This is a genomic window from Anaeromonas gelatinilytica, assembly GCF_016820635.1.
Lineage (GTDB): Bacteria > Bacillota > Clostridia > Tissierellales > SIT17 > Anaeromonas > Anaeromonas gelatinilytica.
Map to the genome: position 1 here is coordinate 45,123 of NZ_WSFU01000138.1, position 21,506 is coordinate 66,628.

The 21,506-nt window shown below is 26.6% G+C and carries 14 protein-coding genes; 12 read left to right on the top strand and 2 right to left on the bottom strand.

All coding sequences use genetic code 11. The features are described from left to right. The first annotated feature begins 274 nt into the window (after positions 1-274). Both GOQ29_RS13705 and GOQ29_RS13710 read left to right on the top strand, forming a co-directional pair. Positions 275-595 carry a hypothetical protein gene (locus tag GOQ29_RS13705; RefSeq protein ID WP_203373236.1) on the top strand — a complete coding sequence of 107 codons (321 nt, stop codon included), beginning with the start codon at positions 275-277 and terminating at the stop codon, positions 593-595. Between the two features lie 74 nt (positions 596-669). Beyond that, the gene (locus tag GOQ29_RS13710) at positions 670-876 is read left to right on the top strand and encodes a helix-turn-helix domain-containing protein (protein ID WP_203373237.1); all 207 of its coding nucleotides are present in this window, start codon (positions 670-672) and stop codon (positions 874-876) included. 142 nt (positions 877-1,018) lie between these two features. Here GOQ29_RS13710 and GOQ29_RS13715 read toward each other — a convergent pair whose 3' ends face one another. Next, positions 1,019-1,186, bottom strand: a complete 168-nt coding sequence (locus tag GOQ29_RS13715; protein WP_203373238.1) for a hypothetical protein — start codon at positions 1,184-1,186, stop codon at positions 1,019-1,021. Between the two features lie 470 nt (positions 1,187-1,656). Continuing rightward, positions 1,657-1,992, bottom strand: coding sequence for a winged helix-turn-helix transcriptional regulator (locus GOQ29_RS13725; RefSeq protein WP_203373239.1), 336 nt, complete (start codon positions 1,990-1,992; stop codon positions 1,657-1,659). Positions 1,993-2,120: 128 nt separating this feature from the next. Here GOQ29_RS13725 and GOQ29_RS13730 point away from each other — a divergent pair, with 128 nt between their 5' ends. The 10 genes from GOQ29_RS13730 (at position 2,121) to GOQ29_RS13770 (ending at position 21,503) form a co-directional block, all read left to right on the top strand. Continuing rightward, on the top strand, positions 2,121-2,663 hold the full coding sequence (locus tag GOQ29_RS13730; protein ID WP_203373240.1) for a nitroreductase family protein: 543 nt from the start codon (positions 2,121-2,123) through the stop codon (positions 2,661-2,663). A gap of 476 nt (positions 2,664-3,139) precedes the next feature. Beyond that, complete coding sequence (locus GOQ29_RS13735) at positions 3,140-3,427, top strand: NUDIX domain-containing protein (protein ID WP_203373241.1); 288 nt, start codon at positions 3,140-3,142, stop codon at positions 3,425-3,427. 282 nt (positions 3,428-3,709) lie between these two features. Further along, complete coding sequence (locus GOQ29_RS13740; RefSeq protein WP_203373242.1) at positions 3,710-3,940, top strand: alpha/beta fold hydrolase; 231 nt, start codon at positions 3,710-3,712, stop codon at positions 3,938-3,940. Beyond that, the gene (locus tag GOQ29_RS13745; protein ID WP_203373243.1) at positions 3,940-4,590 is read left to right on the top strand and encodes an alpha/beta fold hydrolase; all 651 of its coding nucleotides are present in this window, start codon (positions 3,940-3,942) and stop codon (positions 4,588-4,590) included. Before GOQ29_RS13740 ends, GOQ29_RS13745 begins: the two co-directional genes overlap by 1 nt. Before the next feature lie 925 nt (positions 4,591-5,515). Next, positions 5,516-6,217 (top strand): 4'-phosphopantetheinyl transferase family protein, encoded by a 702-nt coding sequence (locus GOQ29_RS13750; protein WP_203373244.1) that lies wholly within the window; start codon positions 5,516-5,518, stop codon positions 6,215-6,217. Between the two features lie 14 nt (positions 6,218-6,231). Next, complete coding sequence (locus GOQ29_RS13755; RefSeq protein WP_203373245.1) at positions 6,232-6,960, top strand: thioesterase II family protein; 729 nt, start codon at positions 6,232-6,234, stop codon at positions 6,958-6,960. Beyond that, positions 6,950-10,510 carry an amino acid adenylation domain-containing protein gene (locus tag GOQ29_RS13760; protein WP_252187638.1) on the top strand — a complete coding sequence of 1,187 codons (3,561 nt, stop codon included), beginning with the start codon at positions 6,950-6,952 and terminating at the stop codon, positions 10,508-10,510. The genes GOQ29_RS13755 and GOQ29_RS13760 overlap by 11 nt, the downstream gene beginning before the upstream one ends. Then, positions 10,489-11,445: a condensation domain-containing protein gene (locus tag GOQ29_RS14745; RefSeq protein WP_252187639.1), complete on the top strand. Its 957-nt coding sequence runs from the start codon at positions 10,489-10,491 to the stop codon at positions 11,443-11,445. Before GOQ29_RS13760 ends, GOQ29_RS14745 begins: the two co-directional genes overlap by 22 nt. Before the next feature lie 76 nt (positions 11,446-11,521). Further along, positions 11,522-14,626: a cyclic peptide export ABC transporter gene (locus tag GOQ29_RS13765; RefSeq protein ID WP_203373246.1), complete on the top strand. Its 3,105-nt coding sequence runs from the start codon at positions 11,522-11,524 to the stop codon at positions 14,624-14,626. A gap of 1 nt (position 14,627) precedes the next feature. Next, a complete protein-coding gene (locus tag GOQ29_RS13770; protein ID WP_207750723.1) occupies positions 14,628-21,503 on the top strand; it encodes a non-ribosomal peptide synthetase in 6,876 nt (2,291 codons plus the stop codon). Positions 21,504-21,506 lie beyond the last annotated feature (3 nt).

Below are 21,506 nucleotides of genomic sequence, written 5' to 3' on the forward strand. Positions count from 1 at the left end.
TAAGGTTTTATCAGGTTTTTTTACTCTCTCATTTTCCAACATTTCTAATAAATCTATTAAAAAAAAGGATAGATTTTACTCTATCTCCCTTTAAGGTACTATTTTAAACAAATGGCTAAAAATATTTATTAATGAAATTCGATAATAATTTATTGATAAACATTTATTATTGTATTATAATAGTATAAAATATAATTAAAGGAGGTTATTGGAAATGAAAAATAAAAATATTAAATCATTATTAATATCATTTTTGTAGCTGTCATTAATAATAATGGTTACATCTTTAATAATTGGTAGTAAAATTACTTTAAAATTTTTATTTACAAAAATATTTATAGCAATTGTACTTTTAGGATATTCAATTGCAATGTATGTTTTACTGGGGTTAGCAGACACGCTTAAAGAAAGTCCCTTTATTAAAACTAATATAAAACGATTTAATTGTCTTGGATACATTTTTTTTATAGAAGCAATTGTTGAAGCTACTTATAGTTCAATATTTAGACCTAATGAGGGTATAGCTCAAATATTTGGACTTAATATAACAATAAATTTAGTAACTCTAGCAATTATTTCATTAACATTTTTTTAATTGCAAATATATTTAATAAAGCAATAAAAATAAAGGAAGATAATGAATTGACTATATAAGATAGGAGGGCTAATATGTCAATTATAGTTAATTTAGATGTAATGATGGCAAAACGAAAAGTCTCTCTTAAAAATTTAGCAGAGAATATAAAAATTACAAATAGTAACTTATCAATATTAAAAACTGGAAAAGCTAAAGCTATTAGGTTTTCAACATTGAATGAAATATGCAAAGCTTTGAATTGCCAACCTGGAGATATACTTGAATATATAGAAGATTAAATAATTGATGGGGTAACGTCTTGAAATTATAATTTCGTACTTTAAATTATAATTAATGGTACTATATTGTAGTAATTTTAAACTTCAAGAATTCTTAATAAATTCAGTTATATTATTCATTACGCTACCCCTAATAAAAATTTTAAATATACACCATATTCTCTTTCATCAATCCTGAAATATTTTTTAACTGAATAATTTCATCAGAGATACAATCCAATTTTTTATCATGACTTATTATTATAATTATTTTATTACTTCTTAATTCTTCTATTTTATTTATTAATATTTTTGTTGAGTTAACATCCAAAGCAGATTTTGTACTTCTTGTGGTAAGGTATATGTAGATCAAAGATCAAATGATATGGTTAATAAATTAATAAAGAATAAACATAAACATACGTTTTTTACAATACCTCAAGAATTAAGGATATACTTCCAAAAGAATAGAAAATTATTAGATATATTATCTCCAGGTTGATTTAATATTTGAATGCCAATAAATATATTAAGAAAAGAAGAAAAATATATTCCCAAGTTAGTTGAAACTATGAGGGATAATGGCAAGTGTTCTCGCCCGTTGAGAATAAGGGTAGCCTGTTAAGGTCGAAAGTTAAATACCAAACTTCTTACAAAGAAGCCACTGTTGCTTGTCTTGGTGGTAGTTCACTTTAGGATACTATTTAGATAAAAATAAAATTATATATGTTGGTGAAATGGAATAAATAACATATAGAGATCTCCTTGAATACACATATCTAACATAGCGAACCTAAGATGTCAATTTTCTGTATCGCTATCTATGTGTTTAGCTCCCCAGTCAGACATCAATTCAAGAATTGGAGCAAGAGTTTTTCCATCTTCTGTAAGAGAATACTCAACTCTGGGCGGTACTTCATTATATTGCTCTCGATGAACCAATCCGTCTGCTTCGAGCTCTTTTAGCTGCTTGCTCAATGTTCTATGGGCTATAGGTTTCAAATCATTCCATAATCTATTGTATCGTATCATTTTAGATTTGTAGAGCTTATATAAAATAACCCATTTCCATTTTCCTTGGATTTTTGAAATCGTGTAGTATATTGGACATTTTCCATACTTACTATTAAAATCCATAATATCACCTCAATACTTACAAAAAGTTTAGTATATAACAAAAATGTTCATACTTGAAGAACTTAACATAATAATATACACTTTACTTATTAAAGTCAAACACAAATCTAATTAAAGGGGAATGTGATATGGATTTTTTAGAATTAGCACAAAAGAGATACTCTGTTAGAAAGTTTAGTAATAAGAAAGTGGAAAATGAGAAGTTGAATTTAATACTTGAAGCTGGAAGAATAGCACCTACGGCTGTGAATAATCAGCCACAGCGAATTCTCGTTCTCAACAATGAGAAAGATTTAGACAAATTAAGTCTTTGTACACCTTATCGCTTTAACGAGACATTGGCACTATTGGTTTGTTATGATGAGAATGTGAGTTGGAAAAGAACATTTGACAAAAAAGATAGTGGCGGTATTGATGCAAGTATTGTTGCGACACATATGATGCTAGAAGCTGCCAATTTAGGCATTGGCTCCACATGGGTAGGACATTTTGACCCTGATAGTATAAGAACAACATTTGATATTCCGGAACATATCATCCCTGTCGCACTATTATTGCTTGGTTATCCGAGTGATGAAGCAGAGCCACACCCATTTCATACTAAGAAGCTCGATTTATCGAAGACTACTTTTTACGGTTCTTTTTCTAATGAAGAAACAGTGCATGAATAATCTAAAATTTGTAGTATGAAGCATTACTTCTGGGGCATACCATAGGTACGGAACTTTTTCAAAAACTAAAATATGATTTTGATTATTTATATAGCTTATTTGCTAAGGGATTTAATATATATATAAGAGTAATAGAGTTTCACTAAAAATTGGACTCTTATCAAAACTTCTAACTATTATGTTAGAAGTTTTTTCTATTCTTTAAATAGAATATATTTTCCTATATAATAAAGGACATTTATTAGTATTAGCTGGTGCAGGAAGTGGTTATCATTACATTTAAGTTGTTTTAGAAAAATATTGGTAAAAAATGAAGGATCTTGGAAAGAAAAGTAGAAAGGTAATTATAGTGATTGAAATTAAAATACGTATTTATAGTAATTATTAAAAAATGAATTGTTAATGAAAAAAAGGATTTGTAATGAAAAACGGGGTGTCATACCGGACACTACCTGCTAGTTAAGGGGAGGATGAAAATGGATGTACCAGTTAAAGTTTCAAGTATGGGAATTGTAGTAGCTAAATTAAATTTACAAAAGATATTGGTGTTAATTTTAAATTGTGATGATGAATGGGTTTTTCCAAAAGGACATGTTGAATTAGGAGAGAGCTGGATTGACGCAGCATGCCGTGAGGTAAAAGAAGAGAGTGGGGTTATGTTGAAGCAAGGCGAATGTTTGGGATTGATTGATGAATTTAGTTTTTATTTTGAGGGAGAAAAAGCTATAAAAGAAATAAAAGTGCATTTGTTTGTAATATCATAGCTGCAAGAAATTCAATATAATTCAGAAGAAGGATTCATTGATGGAAAGTGGGTAACTATTACAGAGGCATTTGATTTATTAACACATGATACTGCTAAAGCTGCTTTAGAAAAAGCAGTTAGAGTTTTAGAATCATAAATTGTACAAAATATTAAGGTTCTTTGTCAACTAGTGTTGGTAGAGAAAAATAAAATAAGATGAAGCAACATGCTGAGAAAAATATTCAGATAGTGAAGTATATATTAGAAAAAATTAATAGTTAAAGAGGAAAGAGTGTGAAAAATGAAACAGCATTTTTTAGATAATAACAATACAAAGGTACGGGTTTGTGAATGGGGAAGAAAAGAGAATCCTACAATTATTTGTTTACATGGGCTAGGTAGTACTAATTTCAGTTTTTTAGAATTAGGAGAGTTATTAGGTAATAAATATCATATTTTTTCTATTGATTTACCTGGCATGGAAAAACACCCGCATTTGAAAAGGATGAAGACTACGGAATTCCCAATTTAATGAATTGGCTTTCAAAAGTGATAGAGTTAATTGAACAAGGTAGCTTTTATTTGATGGCTCATTCTTGGGGAGGTTGTATTGCTCTTCATTATGCAGCGCAATATCCAGAAAAAGTGAAGAAAATACTATTACTAGATGGAGGGTATCATCAAAAGCAGATTCAATATGATTATTTTGCAAAAATTAACAAAGAACAATTGAATTTTAAACCTGATTGCTCTTTGGAAGATGAAATAAAATCATATAAAGTAGATTTTGATGGTTATGTATTCTCCAACTGGAATGATTTTTTAGAAGTTGAGAGGAACAATTATTTAAGATGGTCGAAACTATTAGAACAGGCTGCCAAGGATTTGATGAAAGAAGAAGCCGATGGAACTATTAGATTTTGTGCTTGTGGGGATACTGCAAGAGGTGCTATTAAGTCTATGTATAACTTCCCTACGGACGCTATATATGATAAATTAGAGACGCCAATATTGCTAATACAAGCAACAATTCCTGCATCTTGGAATGAAATTAGGACTATATTAGTAGAAGAATTCCAAAAACGTACTAATTCTTTAGTAAAAAGAGTAGAAGCAACACATTTACTTCATTGGGATAATCCTTTCCTAATAGCAGAGGAAGTAATAGATTGGATGAAATAATTAATTTTAGATTGAATTGACTTTATTGCAGTAATGGCTATATGATTAATAGAATATTAATTAAATGAATCAATGGATTTACAAGGTAAGGATATTAGAGGTACAGTTTCATTAGTATTAGCAGCGTTATCTATTAAAGAGTCTTCAATCGTTTATGGTATCGAATAGATTGATAGAGGATATGAAAAATCAGAAGTAAAACTTAGATAAATTGGTGCTAAAATTCAACGAATAAACTTAAAAGAATTGGAGGAAAGAAGTGGTGATTGGAAAAGTTTTATTCCCATGATAAAAGAATTAGAAAATCTATTTCATCAATATAATGAAGATGGAAAAGTGATACTGGAATATGATACTTGTATAAGCTACTGTAAAATGAAATAATTTATGAATTTAATTATATCTTTAGATTAAAAAATCATTATTTCAATATTAGATGATATAACTCTATAACCTATATATGATGATTACAAAGTCTATTGACTTCGATATGAAAGGTTATAGTTCGGTAGAGAATATAGAAGGATTTACTGAAAACACGTATATTGTATATATGATAAAGAACTAGAATTAAAGTGAAAAAATGAATTAATGGATTTGAAAAATGATATTGATTATTCTTATAGGTTATTCACTAAGGGAACTTAATATATAAAAGAATAATTGAGTTTCAGTAAAAATTGCATTTTTTGTCAAAACTTCTTACTAAATAGTTAGAAGTTTTTTCTAATATTATTTAAAATGAAAGGTGATTTCAGAAGTGAATAATACTCAATTAAACAAAGTAATGTAAAATATAAAATTTTAAAAAAATTTAAATAACGACAAGCTTTGACAAAATTTTTAGAAAATATAGTATATACTGTAAATTATCAAATAAAAGTTTAAGAATATTTTTTACAAAAAATACATTTAGAGGTTATATATGAAAATTTATGCTGTCAAAATTGTAGATATAAATGAAGATAAATTACTTTATTTATGCTCATCAATAGATTTAGAAAAAAACAAGAGGATTGTTAAATTTATTGATAAAAAAGATAAAATTAGAACATTAATTGGTGATATTTTAGTAAGGATCATAATAGCAAATGAGTTAAATATTAATAATGAGTGTATTATATTCGATAAAAACCAATATGGTAAACCTTATCTCAAAAATTATCCTAAATTTCACTTTAATATTTCTCATTCAGGAGATTTTGTGGTATGTGCAATTGATAAGAATCCTATTGGAATAGATATTGAAAAAATTAAGTATATTGAATATAGAGACATTGCAAAAAGATATTTTACTATGAATGAATCCAAATATATTATTGAAAAAGATTTATCCGCTCAGTTAACTAGGTTTTACGAGATATGGACGTTAAAAGAGAGTTATATTAAATGTATTGGACAAGGTCTATCAATACCATTAAAATCATTTTCGATTAATATGGATAAGTATAAAAACATTGAGTCAATTGAAGATTATGAGAATAATAGATATTTCTTAAAACTGTTGGAATTAGATTTGAATTATAAAATTGCTGTATGCTCATTAAACAAAGAAATTTTAGATAATATAGATATTATAGATCAAAGTGATTTAATAAATAAATATTTGAAATATAATCTAGATTAAGGGGAGTCATACTTATGATATTATTTTGTTTACCCTATGCAGGAGGTTCAGAGGCAATATATTATAAATGGAAAAAATATTTAGATTCATCTATAGAATTATACCCTATAGAACTGAAAGGTAGAGGTAAAAGATTTGATAAGGGATTTTATGAAAATTTAGAAGAAGCAGTAGATGATATTTTTAATAATATAAAAGATAAGATAGATAATACTGATTATGCCATATATGGTCATAGTATGGGAAGTCTTTTAGCATATGAACTTTATTATAAGATAAAAAAAATGGGATATCTAAAGCCTAAACATATATTTTTCTCAGGTTATAAAGCACCAAGTATTATAAGAACGAAGGAAAATATATATGATTTACCAGATTATGATTTTATAAAAAAAGTAATGGAATTAGGTGGAACACCAGAAGAAGTATTTAATAATAAAGAATTATTGGAGGTATTTCTTCCTGTAATTAGGAATGATTTCAAGATTCTAGAAAATTATAATTATAAAGAAAGAGAAGATAAAATAGAATGTGATGTATCAATTTTATATGGCAATCAAGAAGCTATCAATTTAGAAGATGTATTATTATGGAAAAATCATGTGTCCAGTGGATTTAAAATTTATAATCTAGAAGGAAATCATTTTTTTATAAATAAAAATGTTAAAAATATATCTAATATAATTAATAGTACATTATTGAGAAATAACATCAATACTAAGGAGATCGAATATGGAGTTTAATGATATAAAGTATTATAACTTGACGCATCCACAAAAGAGAATATGGTATATAGATAAGATTAATTTCAATTCTCCACTTCACAATCTAGGTGGTTGTTTAAATATAAAAGGAAACATTGATGTTGATAAATTGAAAGAAACTCTTAACCTTATTATTAAGATAAATGATGGGTTAAGATTAAGATTAACGGAAAAAGAGGGACAACCATTTCAATACATAAAAGATTATAAAAAAGAAAATATTGAGTATATAGATTTTAGTAAATATGAATCACCTAGAGAAGAACAATTAAAATGGGCTAAGAGCTTATTTAGAAAAACATTTCAATTATATAAAGATAAATTATATTATTTTGCCATATACAAAATAAATGAAAGACAATATGGAGTATTGTTGAATATCCATCACATAATATCAGATGGATGGTCCATAAGCTTAATTCAACAACAAATTTGTGAAATATATAACAACATATCAAAGGATAATCAAATTCACATTGATAAATATCATTCATATGTAGATTTTATAAAAGATGAAGAGAACTATATTAATTCTGAGAGATTTATAAGAAATCAAATTTTTTGGAATGAAAAGTTTGATGATATACCTGAAGAATTTCTATATAAAACATCAAGTAGTATAAAAGGTAGGAGACAAGTATTTAATATCAGTACCAATCTATCAAACAATATAAATAAGTTTATAGAAGAAAGAAAATGTTCTTTAAATACTTTTTTTATTACCATTTTACTTATATACATAAATAAAACAGCTAATAAAAAAGATATAGTAATAGGAATACCAGTATTCAATAGAAAAGGGAAAAAACAGAAAAAAATAGTAGGTATGTTTACAAGTACAGTACCTTTTAGATTTTATTTAGATACCGAGTCTAATATAGATGACTTAATAAATTCAATCAATAAAGAATTAAAATTTTCTTTATTAAATCAAAAATATCCATATGATTTACTAATTAAAGATTTGGATTTGAGTAGAAGAGGATATGATAGTCTATTTAAGATGTCTGTAAACTATTACAATTCTGAATATATTAATGACATTGAAGGTATAGATGTAGATATTGAAGAGTATTATTGTGGTAGTCAAAGCTATTCATTACAGTTAACAGTTAAAGAAATAAAAGAAGATAATATATCTGTAAATATTGATTACAAAACAGATGAATATTCTGAACAAGAAATTAAAGTTTTAAGTAGTTCTATTATTAATATTATTAAACAAATTACAATTGAAGACAAGCAAAGTGTTGAAGATTTAAGTCTTCTTAATCAAGATGAAATTAATTATAAATTATATACAATCAACTCAACTAATAATTCCTATCCAAGCAAAACAGTATATGAACTATTTCAAGAACAAGCTATTAAAACTCCAGATAAAATAGCTTTAGAATTTAAAGAAGAAAAATTAACATATAAAGAGTTGAATGAAAAATCTAATCAATTAGCAAATTATTTAATAGAAAATGGTGTAAAAAAAGAAAATACTGTAGGAATTATGTCCAGTCATTCTATTCAGTTGATTATAAATATTTTGGCAGTTTTAAAATCTGGAGCATCTTATTTACCCATTGATCCTAATTATCCTATAGAAAGGATTAATTATATGCTCGAAGATTCTAATAGTATGTTGTTGTTAACTAACTTTGAAGTAAAAAATGACATTAGATTTAATGGAAAAATAATTAATACAAATAATATAAATTTAGAATTGTATAGCAAAGAAAATTATTCTCAAATAAATAGGTTAGAAGATTTAGCTTATATTATATATACATCTGGTTCTACAGGGAAACCTAAAGGAGTTATGATTGAACATAAAGGTTTAACTAACTATATATACTGGGCTAATAAGATGTATTTAAATGTTGATGAAGAAGCAATGGCTTTGTATTCTTCAATATCTTTTGATTTAACAGTGACTTCAATATTTGCACCGTTAATTTCAGGAAATAGAATTTTAATATATGATAGAGATGATACTGACTTTATTTTATATAAAGTGTTAAAAGAAAATAAAGCAACAGTTATAAAATTAACACCAGCTCATTTAACTCTACTAAAAGGCATGGATAATAGTAAATCAAATATAAAAAGATTCATTGTGGGTGGTGAAGAACTAAAAGTAAGTTTAGCACAAGAAATTTATAATAATTTCAACAAAAACATAGAAATATATAATGAATATGGTCCTACTGAAACGGCTGTTGGTTGTATCATACACAAATATGAAGAAGAAAAAGATAAAAAATTATCTGTACCAATAGGATATTCAATTGATAATGTTCAAGTTTATATATTAGATAAGAATTTTAATATAGTTCCTACTGGTACAATTGGTGAACTTTATGTATCAGGGGCTGGAGTAGCTAGAGGCTATTTGAACAAGAGAGAATTGACATGTGAGAAGTTTATTAATAATCTTTTCATTAAAGGTGAAAAAATGTATAAAACTGGTGATACTGCAAGGTACCTAGAAACTGGTGAAATTGAATATGTAGGTAGAGTAGATAATCAGGTTAAGATAAGAGGACATCGTATTGAACTAGGAGAAATAGAAAGGTGTTTATTGGAAAACAAAGCTGTTAAAGAAGTAGTTGTAACATTTAAAGAAGATTTATCAGGAAATAATTTATTAAATTCGTATATAGTAAGAAAAAGTGAACTCACAGTTTTAGAACTTAAAAGGTGGTTTTTAAGATTTTTACCTCAATATATGATACCTAATAATTTTGTTTTTATAGACAAACTGCCTTTAACTGATAATGGGAAGATAGATTATTCTTTACTACCAAAACCACAACCGATTGAAAAAGAATTTATAAAGTATAATAATAATCTAGAAAGAGAACTAGTTAAAGCTATGGAAGAAATTTTAGGTGTAGAAAATATAAGTATGAATGATAACTATTATCAGCTTGGTGGGGATTCTATAAAAGCAATACAAATAGCTTCAAAACTTAAAAACATAGGATTAGAGGTCAAAGTAAAAGATATGTTAACTTATGATTCTATTGAAGAGATAGCAAACACTTTAGAAGAAAATAAGAATACAATCTCTATAAGACAGGATCTGATTGAAGGATACATACATAATACACCTATTATAAAATGGTTTTTTAATAAAAACTTTACCAATGAAAATTTATATAATCATTATGTATTACTAGAATACAATCAAATATTAGATATTAATAAAATTGAAATTGCTATGAATAAATTAATTGAGCACCATGATACATTAAGATTTAATTATGACAGAGAAAACAACAAACTATATTATAATAATAATCACTTAAATAAGAAAAAGAATGTTAAGCATTTTAATTTATCTGAAGGTTATGACTATAACCAAAATAAAAACATAAAATTTTTAATTAATAAAGCTGATGTTAAATTTAATTTAGAGAATAGTCGTTTGTTTGATATAACTATATTTGATTTAGATAAAGATAGACAAGCTTTATTATTTACAGCTCATCATTTAATAGTTGATGGAGTTTCATGGAGAATAAATGGAGAATAATATTAGAAGATTTTCTAAATATATTAAATCAATTAGATAAAAATAAAAAAATACAGTTACCAATGAAAACTTATTCTTATAAATATTGGTCAGAACAGCTACAGGATTATAAAAAAAAGAATTTTGAGAAAGAAAAAGATTATTGGAACTCTATTCTAAACAGAGATTGGGTTTATCCAGCAGATTTTAACAATAAGCAAGATAACACCAAAAATATATCTGTTTTAAATAGTGAACTTGATGGAACTACTACATGTGATTTAATTAAGAAAACAAATGATATCTATAGTCTAGAATTTAAAGAAGTATTAATAGTAGCATTAGCTCTTACAATTAATAATATAACAAACAATCATGAGGTAATTATTGAGTTAGAAGGACATGGAAGAGAAGCTATTGCTGAAAATGTTGATATTTCTAGGACAGTAGGATGGTTTACAACTATATATCTTGCATATTTTAAGATAGAACATACAGAACTTGATAAAAATATTAAATCACTAAAAGAACAAATAAGAGATATACCTGATAAAGGATTTAATTATGGTATTCTTAGATTCTTAAATCATGAATTTAAGAAATCTGATAGAAAATATATAAGGTTCAATTATCTTGGAGATTTTGACAATATCATAGATAAAGAAAAACTAAATGTATACAATATTGAATTTGGTTTAGATAACGATAAAAGAAATTCTATGTCATCCTTAATGGATATAGAGGTAATGATAGTAAATAGAAAGTTAAATATAAGTATCACATATAGTAATACGAGGTTTAAAAATGAGACCATCCAAACATTTATTAATAAGTATATGGAAACATTGCAGCTAATTTTAGATCACTGTATTAGCAAATCTTTTAAAGAATTTACACCATCAGATTTTAATACCGTTGACATTTCACAAGAAGATATTGACAGTCTTTTTAATTAATATATGTATTTTTATAACTTTATTTACTCAGAAAAGCAAAAAGTATGATTATCTTGATATGAGGAGCAATAACACTATGAGGAAAGTAAGTAAATTACTGATTAATGTAAGTATTTTTATTAGTTTTATTTTATTATCACTAAAGGGGTATGCTTTAGGTAATAATAGTGGAGAAATAATTTGTTTATCAGATAATGATAATTTAAAAATAGAAAATTTCATTGAAAAACAGATGAACAAAGGTAAAATTCCAGGGATGACGGTAGTCATAGTACAAGGAAATAAAACTATTTATCAAAAAGGTTTTGGATATTCTGATATAGAATTAAGAAAGGATGTTACTTCTAAAACATTATTTGAAATCGGATCCAATAGTAAAGCATTTACAGCTCTAGGAATTCTCAATTTACAAAAGAATGGATTGATTAAACTTGAAGATGAAGTATCTAAACATATTCCTTGGTTTAAAGTTAAGTATCAGGGCAAGGAAGTTTCAATAAGCATAGAAGAATTACTATATCATACAAGTGGAATACCATTTAAAACTATAGATAAAATCCCTATTTCTAATAAAGACAATGCACTTGATGAAACGGTCAAAACATTGATTAATATAGAATTAGATAGTGAACCAGGCGAGAATTTTCAGTATGCAACAATAAACTATGATGTTTTAGGATTAATAATTGAGAAAGTAACAGGAATGACATATGAAGAATATATCGAAGAAAATGTTCTAAAGCCAATGGAACTAAATAATACGTATCTTCATAGAAATGAAGCTGTTAATGAAAATATGGCTAAAGGATATAAGACTAACTTTTTAAAGCCTCAGATTTATGAAGCACCAGTGTATAGAGGGAATAAGCCAGCAGGATATATTATATCTAATGCTGAGAATATGGCAAAATGGCTTAAGATTCAGATAGGAACATCAATTGATTCAAAATTTGATAAAGACATAATTGAAGAGTCACATAAAGCTAATCGTAGGGTTGCACCTTTAGGAGATGGATCTTCATATGCTGCTGGTTGGTTTGTTTACCAAAAAGACGGAGGTGAGATTTCCCATGGTGGAAATAATCCTAATTACTCTTCATTTATATTGTTTAGACCAGAAGATAAATTAGGAATTGCAGTCCTTAGCAATACAAATTCAGAATATGTTTCAGCTATTTCTCAAGGAATTAATGAAATATTGCAGGGTAAAGATTATGATAATAATATAAAAGACTTAAATAAAACTGTAGACAATATATCTATTTTAATCATATGTATCATAACTTTAATAATTATTAGCACACTATACTTTATATTTAAGACGTTAAAACAGATAGTTAAAAAAGAAAGAAAATTAGAAATAAAAAATGCAAAAGATATTTTGAAGATTTGTTTTTCTTTAGTTTTCATGATTGGAATAAGTTATTGCATATATTTGATTCCATACATTTTATATATGGGGGTATCATGGGAGTTTGTATTTGTATGGCTTCCTAAAAGTATAAAAGTTGCGCTCTATTTAGTCTATATAAGTATTTGGTTAGTATACATATACTACTTAATTACAAGTTTTTATAAAAAAAAAGATGATAGATCATTATTAATACTATCAATATTAAGTATTGTTAGTGGATTTGGTAATGCAATTGTAATTTTTACTATTAACATGGCTGTAAATAGCAATAATGATTTAAAAGTTAAGATATTAGTATATTTTATTCTTGGTATAATCCTTTATGTTTATGGACAAAAGATCATGAGAGTAAAATTGATAGAACTAACAAATCAAATAGTATATTCAAAAAGGATGGAAATTGTTAAATGTTTATTAAAATCGCCTTATAATAAGTTTGAAAAAATTGAAGAAGGAAGGATTCAATCCACATTAAATAATGATACAGAAACCATAAGTAGATTTGCAAATATTCTAATTAGCGGAGTAACAAGCGCTATTACACTTATCATATGTTTTATATATCTAGGATTTATAAATATATATGCATTACTACTTTCTGTAGTAATAATATTCGTTATCGCAAGCATATATTACTTAGTTGGTAGATATGCAAATAGGATTGGAGAAGAATCAAGAGACCTTCAAAATATATTTTTTAAATTCATAAATGATTTAATAGGTGGATTTAAGGAATTAAGTCTTAACGAAAAAAGAAAGAATGAATTTGAAATTGATATGCAAAAGAGTAGTAATAAATATAGGATTAAGAGAGGACAATCAGCCCTTGCTTTTGCAAATATGTTTGTGATAGGTGAATTGTTATTTACACTTGCAATAGGATTTATAGTATTTATTTTCCCTTTGATATTAAGAAATTTAGATAGAACTAGTATATCAAGCTATGTTTTTATATTACTCTACATGACAGGTCCAGTTCATGGAATATTAAATACTATACCTAATGCTATTGAAGCAAGAATAAGCTTAAAAAGAATTAATAATTTAATTAGTCAAATATCAAATTCTAATTATAAAGACTATGATGATAAACAAGTGGCTATACAAGGCAATCTTAACCTAAAATCAAATGGTATAGAGTATGAATATGACAAAAAAGATGGACAAGGATTTAAAGTAGGACCTATTAATTATGAATTTAGATCTGGTGAGATAGTTTTTATTACAGGTGGTAATGGTAGTGGTAAATCAACACTAGCTAAATTATTAACTGGATTATATCCACCTTCTAAAGGATATATAACTTTAAATAACAAAATAGCTTCACAAAAACTACTAAATGAAAGCTATTCTACAGTTTTTTCTGATTTTTACTTATTTGATAAACTTTATGGAATAGATTATAAGGGCAAAGAAAAAGAAATGCAAAAATATTTAAATATACTGCAACTTGATGATAAAGTCAAAATAGAAGATGGAAAATTTAGTACAACTAGGCTATCAACAGGTCAAAAGAAGAGATTGGCTTTATTGGTTACTTATTTAGAAGATAGACCTATTTACTTATTTGATGAATGGGCAGCAGATCAAGACCCAGAGTTTAGAATGTTTTTCTATGAGACTCTTTTACCAGAACTTAAAGAAGGAGGTAAGTGTATCATAGCTATAACTCATGATGACAGATATTTTAAGCTTGCTGACAAAGTCATAAAGATGGAAATGGGGAAATTAGAAGCACATAAAGTTCAAAGGAGTGAAATTTATTAGTATGGAAAATAAATTAGATAGAAATAATATAGAGAATTTTATGTCATTAACTAGTTTACAACATGGGATATTATTTCATTATATTAGTGATGAATTAAGTACAGAATATCATGAACAATTAAGCTTGACTATTAAAGGGGATATAAAAATAGATTTAATGCAGAAAGCTTGGAATTCTGTAATAGAAAATAATGAAATGCTAAGAACAGTTTTTAGATGGAAAGGAATAGATAAACCAGTACAAATTGTTCTTAAAAAACATGAAGTTCCGATTCAGTATATAGATTTCTCAGGTGAAATAGATAAACATAAATTAATAGAAAATATTAAATCAAAGGATTTAAATAATAGAATAGATATAACGAGGGAGACTTTAAGGATTTATTTATGTAAGTTAGATGAAAATATCCATGAGATGATTATAAGTAATCATCATATTTTGTATGATGGTTGGAGTAATGGAATAATTTTAAAAGAATTAATGGAGAGATATACTTGTTTGTATAAGAGTAAAGATATTAAAAAAGTTAATAAAACAAAGTTTAGTGAATTTATTAAATATATAAATAATCTGAATAAAGATGAACAAAAAAAATACTGGTCAAATTATCTATACAATTTAGATGATAAAGGTGATTGCTTTAGTTGTAAGGAAGTAGGAAATTATAAAGAAATATCATATAAGATAAATGAAAATAAGGCGAATAAAATCAAAGATTTTTCTAAAGAAAATAAGATTTTATTATCAGCAATATTATATGGGGCATGGAGCATACTACTTCAAAAACTTAATAATACAAATGAGGTTATATTTGGTACAACAGTATCTGGAAGACCAGATAGTATTAAATCAATAGATAATATGGTAGGACTATTTATAAATACAATTCCTTTAAGGGTGAAATCGGATAATAATACTACATTTATAAATTTAATCCATGAATTAGATTTAGTTCTTAATGAAAGAAAAGATTTTGAGAACTCATCATTAGTTGATATAAAAGGCTATTGTGGTATAAGATCAGATGAAAAACTTTTCAATTCTATAGTTTCAATAGAAAATTATCCATTAGATTTAAATACAAATAAAGAAAATGTGCTGGTGATAGAAGACTTTTCAATTATAGAGCAAACGAACTATAACATGTCTTTAGAAATATTAACTTTTGATGGAATTGAGTTTAAATTTAATTTTAATAGTTTATCAATGGATGAAAGAATAGTTAGTAAGTTAGGAAACTATTTAGAAAGAATTATAGAGAGTTTATTAGACAATCCTAATATTAATATAGAAAACATTAATATATTATCAGAGCAAGAGAAAAATCAAATACTATATGAATTCAATGATACAAAAACAGACTATCCAAAGGATAAGACAATACAAGAATTATTTGAAGAGCAAGTTAAGAAAACACCAGATAATACTGCAGTAGTATTTGAAGATGAAAAATTGACATATAGAGAATTAAATGAAAAAGCAAATAATCTTGCAAGAGTTTTAAGAAATAAAGGAGTTAAGGCAGATACAATAGTAGGAATAATGGTAGAAAGATCTCTAGAGATGATAATAGGGATAATGGGGATATTAAAAGCAGGAGGAGCATATCTTCCGATAGATCCGAGCTATCCAAAAGAAAGAATAGAATATATGCTAAAGGATAGTGAAAGTAAGGTATTGTTAAGTGAAAATACTTTAGTAGAAAATATAAAGTTTGATGGTGAAGTTATTGATTTATTTAATGAAGAGTTATTTAAAAATGGATCAACAAATTTAGATAGAATAAATACTTCAAGTAATTTAGCATATGTTATATACACTTCAGGAACTACTGGTAATCCTAAAGGAGTAATGATTGAACACAAAAATGTTGTTAGATTAGTTAAGAATTCAAACTATGTAGAATTTAGAGATGATGATAAAATTCTTCAAACTGGTTCTATGGTATTTGATGCATCAACTTTTGAGGTTTTGGGAGCATTACTTAATGGATTAGAGTTATATTTAGCTAAAAATGAGACAATTATACTACCTGAACTTTTAGAGACGTTTGTAATTAAAAATAAAATTACAATATTATGGTTAACATCTGAATTATTTAATCAAATAGCTGAAGAAAATATAAATGTATTTAAGAATCTAAGATATTTATTAGTTGGTGGAGATGTTTTATCACCAAAGTATATAAGTTTAATTAAAAAACAATTTACAAACCTTAAGATTGTAAATGGATATGGACCAACTGAAAATACAACATTCTCTACAGCTTATCTAATTGAAAAGGAATATAGTTCTAATATACCAATAGGAAAACCTATATCCAACTCAACAGCTTATATATTAGATAAAAACTATAGATTAAGTGCAATAGGAATCTATGGAGAGTTATTTGTTGGTGGCGATGGAGTAGCAAGAGGGTATTTAAATAGACCAGAGTTAACTGATGAGAAGTTTGTGGACAATCCTTTTGAACCAGGTACAAAAATGTATAAAACAGGAGACTTAGTTAGATGGCTGCCAGATGGGAATATAGAGTTTTTAGGAAGAATAGATAATCAAGTTAAAATAAGGGGATTTAGAATAGAGCTTGGAGAGATAGAAAATAGGTTATTAAGACACGGAGATATTAAAGAAGCAACAATTTTAGTAAAAGAAAATAAAGAAAAAGAAAAATACATATGTGCATATGTAATAAGCAAAAAAGAAATAAGTGAGTTAGATATAAAAAGCTATCTAAAAGAAAGTTTGCCAGAGTATATGGTTCCAGCTTACTTTGTGAAATTAGAGAAGATGCCACTAACAGCTAATGGAAAGCTCAATAGAAGAGCACTTCCAGAACCAAATTTAGATGCAACTTTAATTGAATATGAAGCCCCAAGAAATGAAGTAGAAGAAAAGCTAGTGGAAATATGGAGTGAAGTATTAGGAGTTAAAAAGATAGGGATAAATGATAATTTCTTTGAATTAGGAGGACACTCTTTAAAGGCAATGGTTCTTATATCTAAAATTCATAAAGAACTAAAAAAAGAAATACCATTAGAAGAACTATTTAAAGGACCAACAATAAAAGAATTGAGTAAGTATATTGAAAGTGCAGAAGAAAATCCTTATTCAAAAATAGAGAAAATAGAAGAAAAAGAATACTATGAAACATCTTCAGCTCAAAAGAGAATGTACATGCTTCAGCAGTTTGATAGAGATAGCATAGCATATAACATGCCTGTAGTTTTTGAGTTAGAAGGAAAAGTTAACAAAGATAAGATAGAAGAAACATTTAGAAAGCTAGTTATAAGGCATGAAGTACTAAGAACATATTTTGAAACTGTAGAAGGCGAAATAGTACAAAAACTAGATAAGTCATATGAGTTTAAGCTACGAGAAAGAAGTGATAATGAGAAAATAGATAATATAATAAATGAATTCATAAGATCATTTAATCTAGAAAAAACACCATTATTTAGAGTAGAGTTTGTAGAAAATAGAGAAAATGTTTACTTATTAATAGATATGCATCACATAATATCGGATGGTATATCAATGAGTATATTAATAAAAGAATTTAAATGTTTATATAATGGAGATGACTTAGAACCTTTGAAGCTCCAATACAAAGACCTTGCAGCATGGCAAAATAACTTCTTAAAGTCAGAAACTATGAAGAAACAAGAAGAATACTGGATTAATAGATTTAATGATGAAATACTAGTATTAAACTTACCTACAGATTACGAAAGGCCGGCTGTTCAAAGCTTTGAAGGAGATAGTATAACTTTTGAAGTTGAAGAAGATACAACATTAGAATTAAGAAAACTTACAAAAGAAACAGGAACTACAATGCATATGGTATTACTATCAGTTTTTAATATCCTTCTGTCAAAATATAGTGGACAAGAAGATATAGTAGTAGGAACACCAGTAGCAGGAAGACCGCATGCACATATACAAAACATCATGGGAATGTTTGTAAATACATTAGCTTTGAGGAATAAGCCAGAAGGAAATAAGAAATATATAGACTTCTTAAAAGAAGTAAAAGAAAATTCATTAAAGGCATATGAAAACCAAAGCTATCAATTTGAAACTTTAGTAGAAAAACTAGATATAAGAAGAGATACAAGTAGAAATCCATTATTTGATGTAATGCTTAATATGGCTGATACAGTAACCAAAGAGAATATTAGGTTAGATAATGTTACATTAAAGCAATATGATAATGGAAACAAAATATCAAAGTTTGATTTGATATTAAATGCTCTAGAAAATGATAGAACTCTAAATTTTAACATAGAGTATTGTTCAAAGTTATTTAAGAAGGAAACAATAGAAAGATTAAGTAGTCATTATGTAAGAATCTTAGATAACATAGTAAATAATAAAGAAATAAAATTATGTGAAGTTGACTTACTATCAGAAGCAGAAAGAAATCAAATACTATATGAATTTAATGATACAAAGGTGAATTATTCAAAGGATAAAACAATACATGAGTTATTTGAAGTTCAAGTAGAAAAGACACCAGATAATATTGCAGTAATGTTTGAAGATAAGAGGTTAAATTATAGAGAATTAAATAACAGAGCAAATAGTTTGGCGAGAGTATTAAGGAATAAAGGAGTTAAGGGGGATTCTATAGTAGGAGTAATGCTAGAAAGATCTCTAGAGATGATTATAGGAATAATAGGAATACTAAAAGCTGGGGGAGCTTACTTACCCATAGACACAAAATATCCTAGAGAAAGAATTGAATATATGTTAAAGGATAGTAAAAGTGATATATTATTAAGTAAAAAAAGTTTGGCTGATAATATAGAATTTAAAGGTGAAATAATAGATCTATATAAAGAGAGTTTATTTGATGAAGATTCAAGCAATCTAGAAAAAATAAATAAATCAAGTGATTTAGCATATGTTATATATACTTCGGGTACAACTGGAAAACCCAAAGGTGTAATGGTAGAACATCATAATGTTATTAATCTATTAACTCATATGGAAAGGAATTATCCAGTAGAGCATAATGATGTATATTTATTAAAAACCAATTATGTATTTGATGTATCAGTAACAGAATTATTTGGATGGTTTATTGGATGTGGAAGTTTAGCAGTAATGAAGGAAAATTATCAGAGAGATATACATGCAATTATAAATTCAATAGATAGATTTAAAGTGACGCACATTAACGCTGTACCATCTATGCTAATTATTTTTAATGAAATAATAAAAAATGATTTAGGTAGGCTTGATAGCTTAAAATATCTATTTGCTGCTGGAGAAGAACTGAATACAAAAGTAGTATATGATTTTTATAATAAATTTAGCAAAATTAAATTACAAAATTTATATGGACCAACAGAGACCACTATTTATTCATCAATGTATTCAGTAGATAAAAAAATGAAATGTAAAAACATACCAATAGGAAAAGCAATACAAAATACTACTCTATATGTTTTAAATAATAATGAGATTGTACCCATAGGTGTACCTGGAGAATTATATATATCAGGAGATGGAGTTACAAGAGGTTACCTAAATAGACCAGAGTTAACAAGTGAAAAGTTTGTAGAGAATCCCTTTGAGCCTGGGGAAAGAATGTATAAAACAGGAGATTTAGCTAGATGGTTACCTGATGGAAACATAGAATTCCTAGGGAGAATGGATAATCAAGTTAAGATAAGAGGGTTTAGAATAGAACTTGGTGAAATAGAAAATAGATTATTGGAATATGAAAGTATTAAAGAAGTGGCAGTTGTTACAATAGAAAATAAAGAAAAGGAAAAATATATATGTGCATATGTGGTAAGTGAGAATGAAACTACTAAATCAGATCTGAAAAGTTATCTAAAAGAAAGATTACCAGAATATATGATTCCATCATACTTTGAACAATTAGAAAAGATGCCACTAAATAATAATGGAAAACTTGATAGAAGTGCATTGCCAGAGCTAAACATAAATGATGCTCTCGAGGAATATGAAGCTCCAAGAAATTCAGTTGAAGAAACCTTAGCGAAAATATGGAGTGAAGTATTGGGTATTGAAAAGGTAGGGATAAATGACAATTTTTTTGAATTAGGAGGAAATTCCCTTAAACTAGTTTCTTTATACAATAAAATTAATAGCATTTCATCACGATATTTGAATGTTCCGATTTCTATGGAAATACTAACCATAAAAGAATTAGCAATTTATCTTAGTAATCATGTTGGGCTAAATATTTTACGTCTTAAATTAATTTTTAATGAGGATGCTGAAAAGAGTATATTTGCATTTCCTCCATTATTCGGTTATGGATTATACTATCATAATGTATCTAAGACACTAAGAGACTACGCTTTTTATTCATATAATTTTATTCATGATGAAGATATCATTGAAAAATATGCTAATGACATTATTAATTCAAATAATTCACAACCATATACATTATTTGGCTTTTGTGTTGGAGGTAGAGTTGCTCTTCATGTGGCAAAAAGACTAGAAGAATTAGGATATGAAGTAGAGCGAATTATTACCATTGATTCTAACTTGACCGATACTACTGATAAATTTAGTGATGAAGAAATTAAAGAAGAGGTGGAGTATTATATAGAAAATAAATTCGATTTATTATACGAGGATTTCTTTGATGATATAAGAAGAAACATTGAATCATATATTAATTTTTTAACAACTTTAGAAGGGAATTTACAAGTGAACTGTGAAGTTTGCTATGTAAAAACCTCTAGTATGAATATTGATAGTATAGAAAAAGCAAAACAAATAACAAGTCAAAGATTTAATATTTATGATGGACCAGGAACACATGCAGATGTTTTTAATAGTAAGTTAAAAGAATATGCCACTTTATTCAGAGACATATTAAACACATAAGCG

What these genes read in the sequence shown, in the direction of transcription:
- GOQ29_RS14745 (WP_252187639.1), top strand. Translation starts at nt 10,489, where the DNA reads ATGGAGAATAAATGGAGAATAATATTAGAAGATTTTCTAAATATATTA.
- GOQ29_RS13745 (WP_203373243.1), top strand. Translation starts at nt 3,940, where the DNA reads ATGAATTGGCTTTCAAAAGTGATAGAGTTAATTGAACAAGGTAGCTTT.
- GOQ29_RS13765 (WP_203373246.1), top strand. Translation starts at nt 11,522, where the DNA reads ATGAGGAAAGTAAGTAAATTACTGATTAATGTAAGTATTTTTATTAGT.
- GOQ29_RS13760 (WP_252187638.1), top strand. Translation starts at nt 6,950, where the DNA reads ATGGAGTTTAATGATATAAAGTATTATAACTTGACGCATCCACAAAAG.
- GOQ29_RS13725 (WP_203373239.1), bottom strand. Translation starts at nt 1,992, where the DNA reads ATGGATTTTAATAGTAAGTATGGAAAATGTCCAATATACTACACGATT.
- GOQ29_RS13735 (WP_203373241.1), top strand. Translation starts at nt 3,140, where the DNA reads ATGGATGTACCAGTTAAAGTTTCAAGTATGGGAATTGTAGTAGCTAAA.
- GOQ29_RS13740 (WP_203373242.1), top strand. Translation starts at nt 3,710, where the DNA reads ATGAAACAGCATTTTTTAGATAATAACAATACAAAGGTACGGGTTTGT.
- GOQ29_RS13770 (WP_207750723.1), top strand. Translation starts at nt 14,628, where the DNA reads ATGGAAAATAAATTAGATAGAAATAATATAGAGAATTTTATGTCATTA.
- GOQ29_RS13730 (WP_203373240.1), top strand. Translation starts at nt 2,121, where the DNA reads ATGGATTTTTTAGAATTAGCACAAAAGAGATACTCTGTTAGAAAGTTT.
- GOQ29_RS13755 (WP_203373245.1), top strand. Translation starts at nt 6,232, where the DNA reads ATGATATTATTTTGTTTACCCTATGCAGGAGGTTCAGAGGCAATATAT.
- GOQ29_RS13710 (WP_203373237.1), top strand. Translation starts at nt 670, where the DNA reads ATGTCAATTATAGTTAATTTAGATGTAATGATGGCAAAACGAAAAGTC.
- GOQ29_RS13750 (WP_203373244.1), top strand. Translation starts at nt 5,516, where the DNA reads ATGAAAATTTATGCTGTCAAAATTGTAGATATAAATGAAGATAAATTA.
- GOQ29_RS13705 (WP_203373236.1), top strand. Translation starts at nt 275, where the DNA reads ATGGTTACATCTTTAATAATTGGTAGTAAAATTACTTTAAAATTTTTA.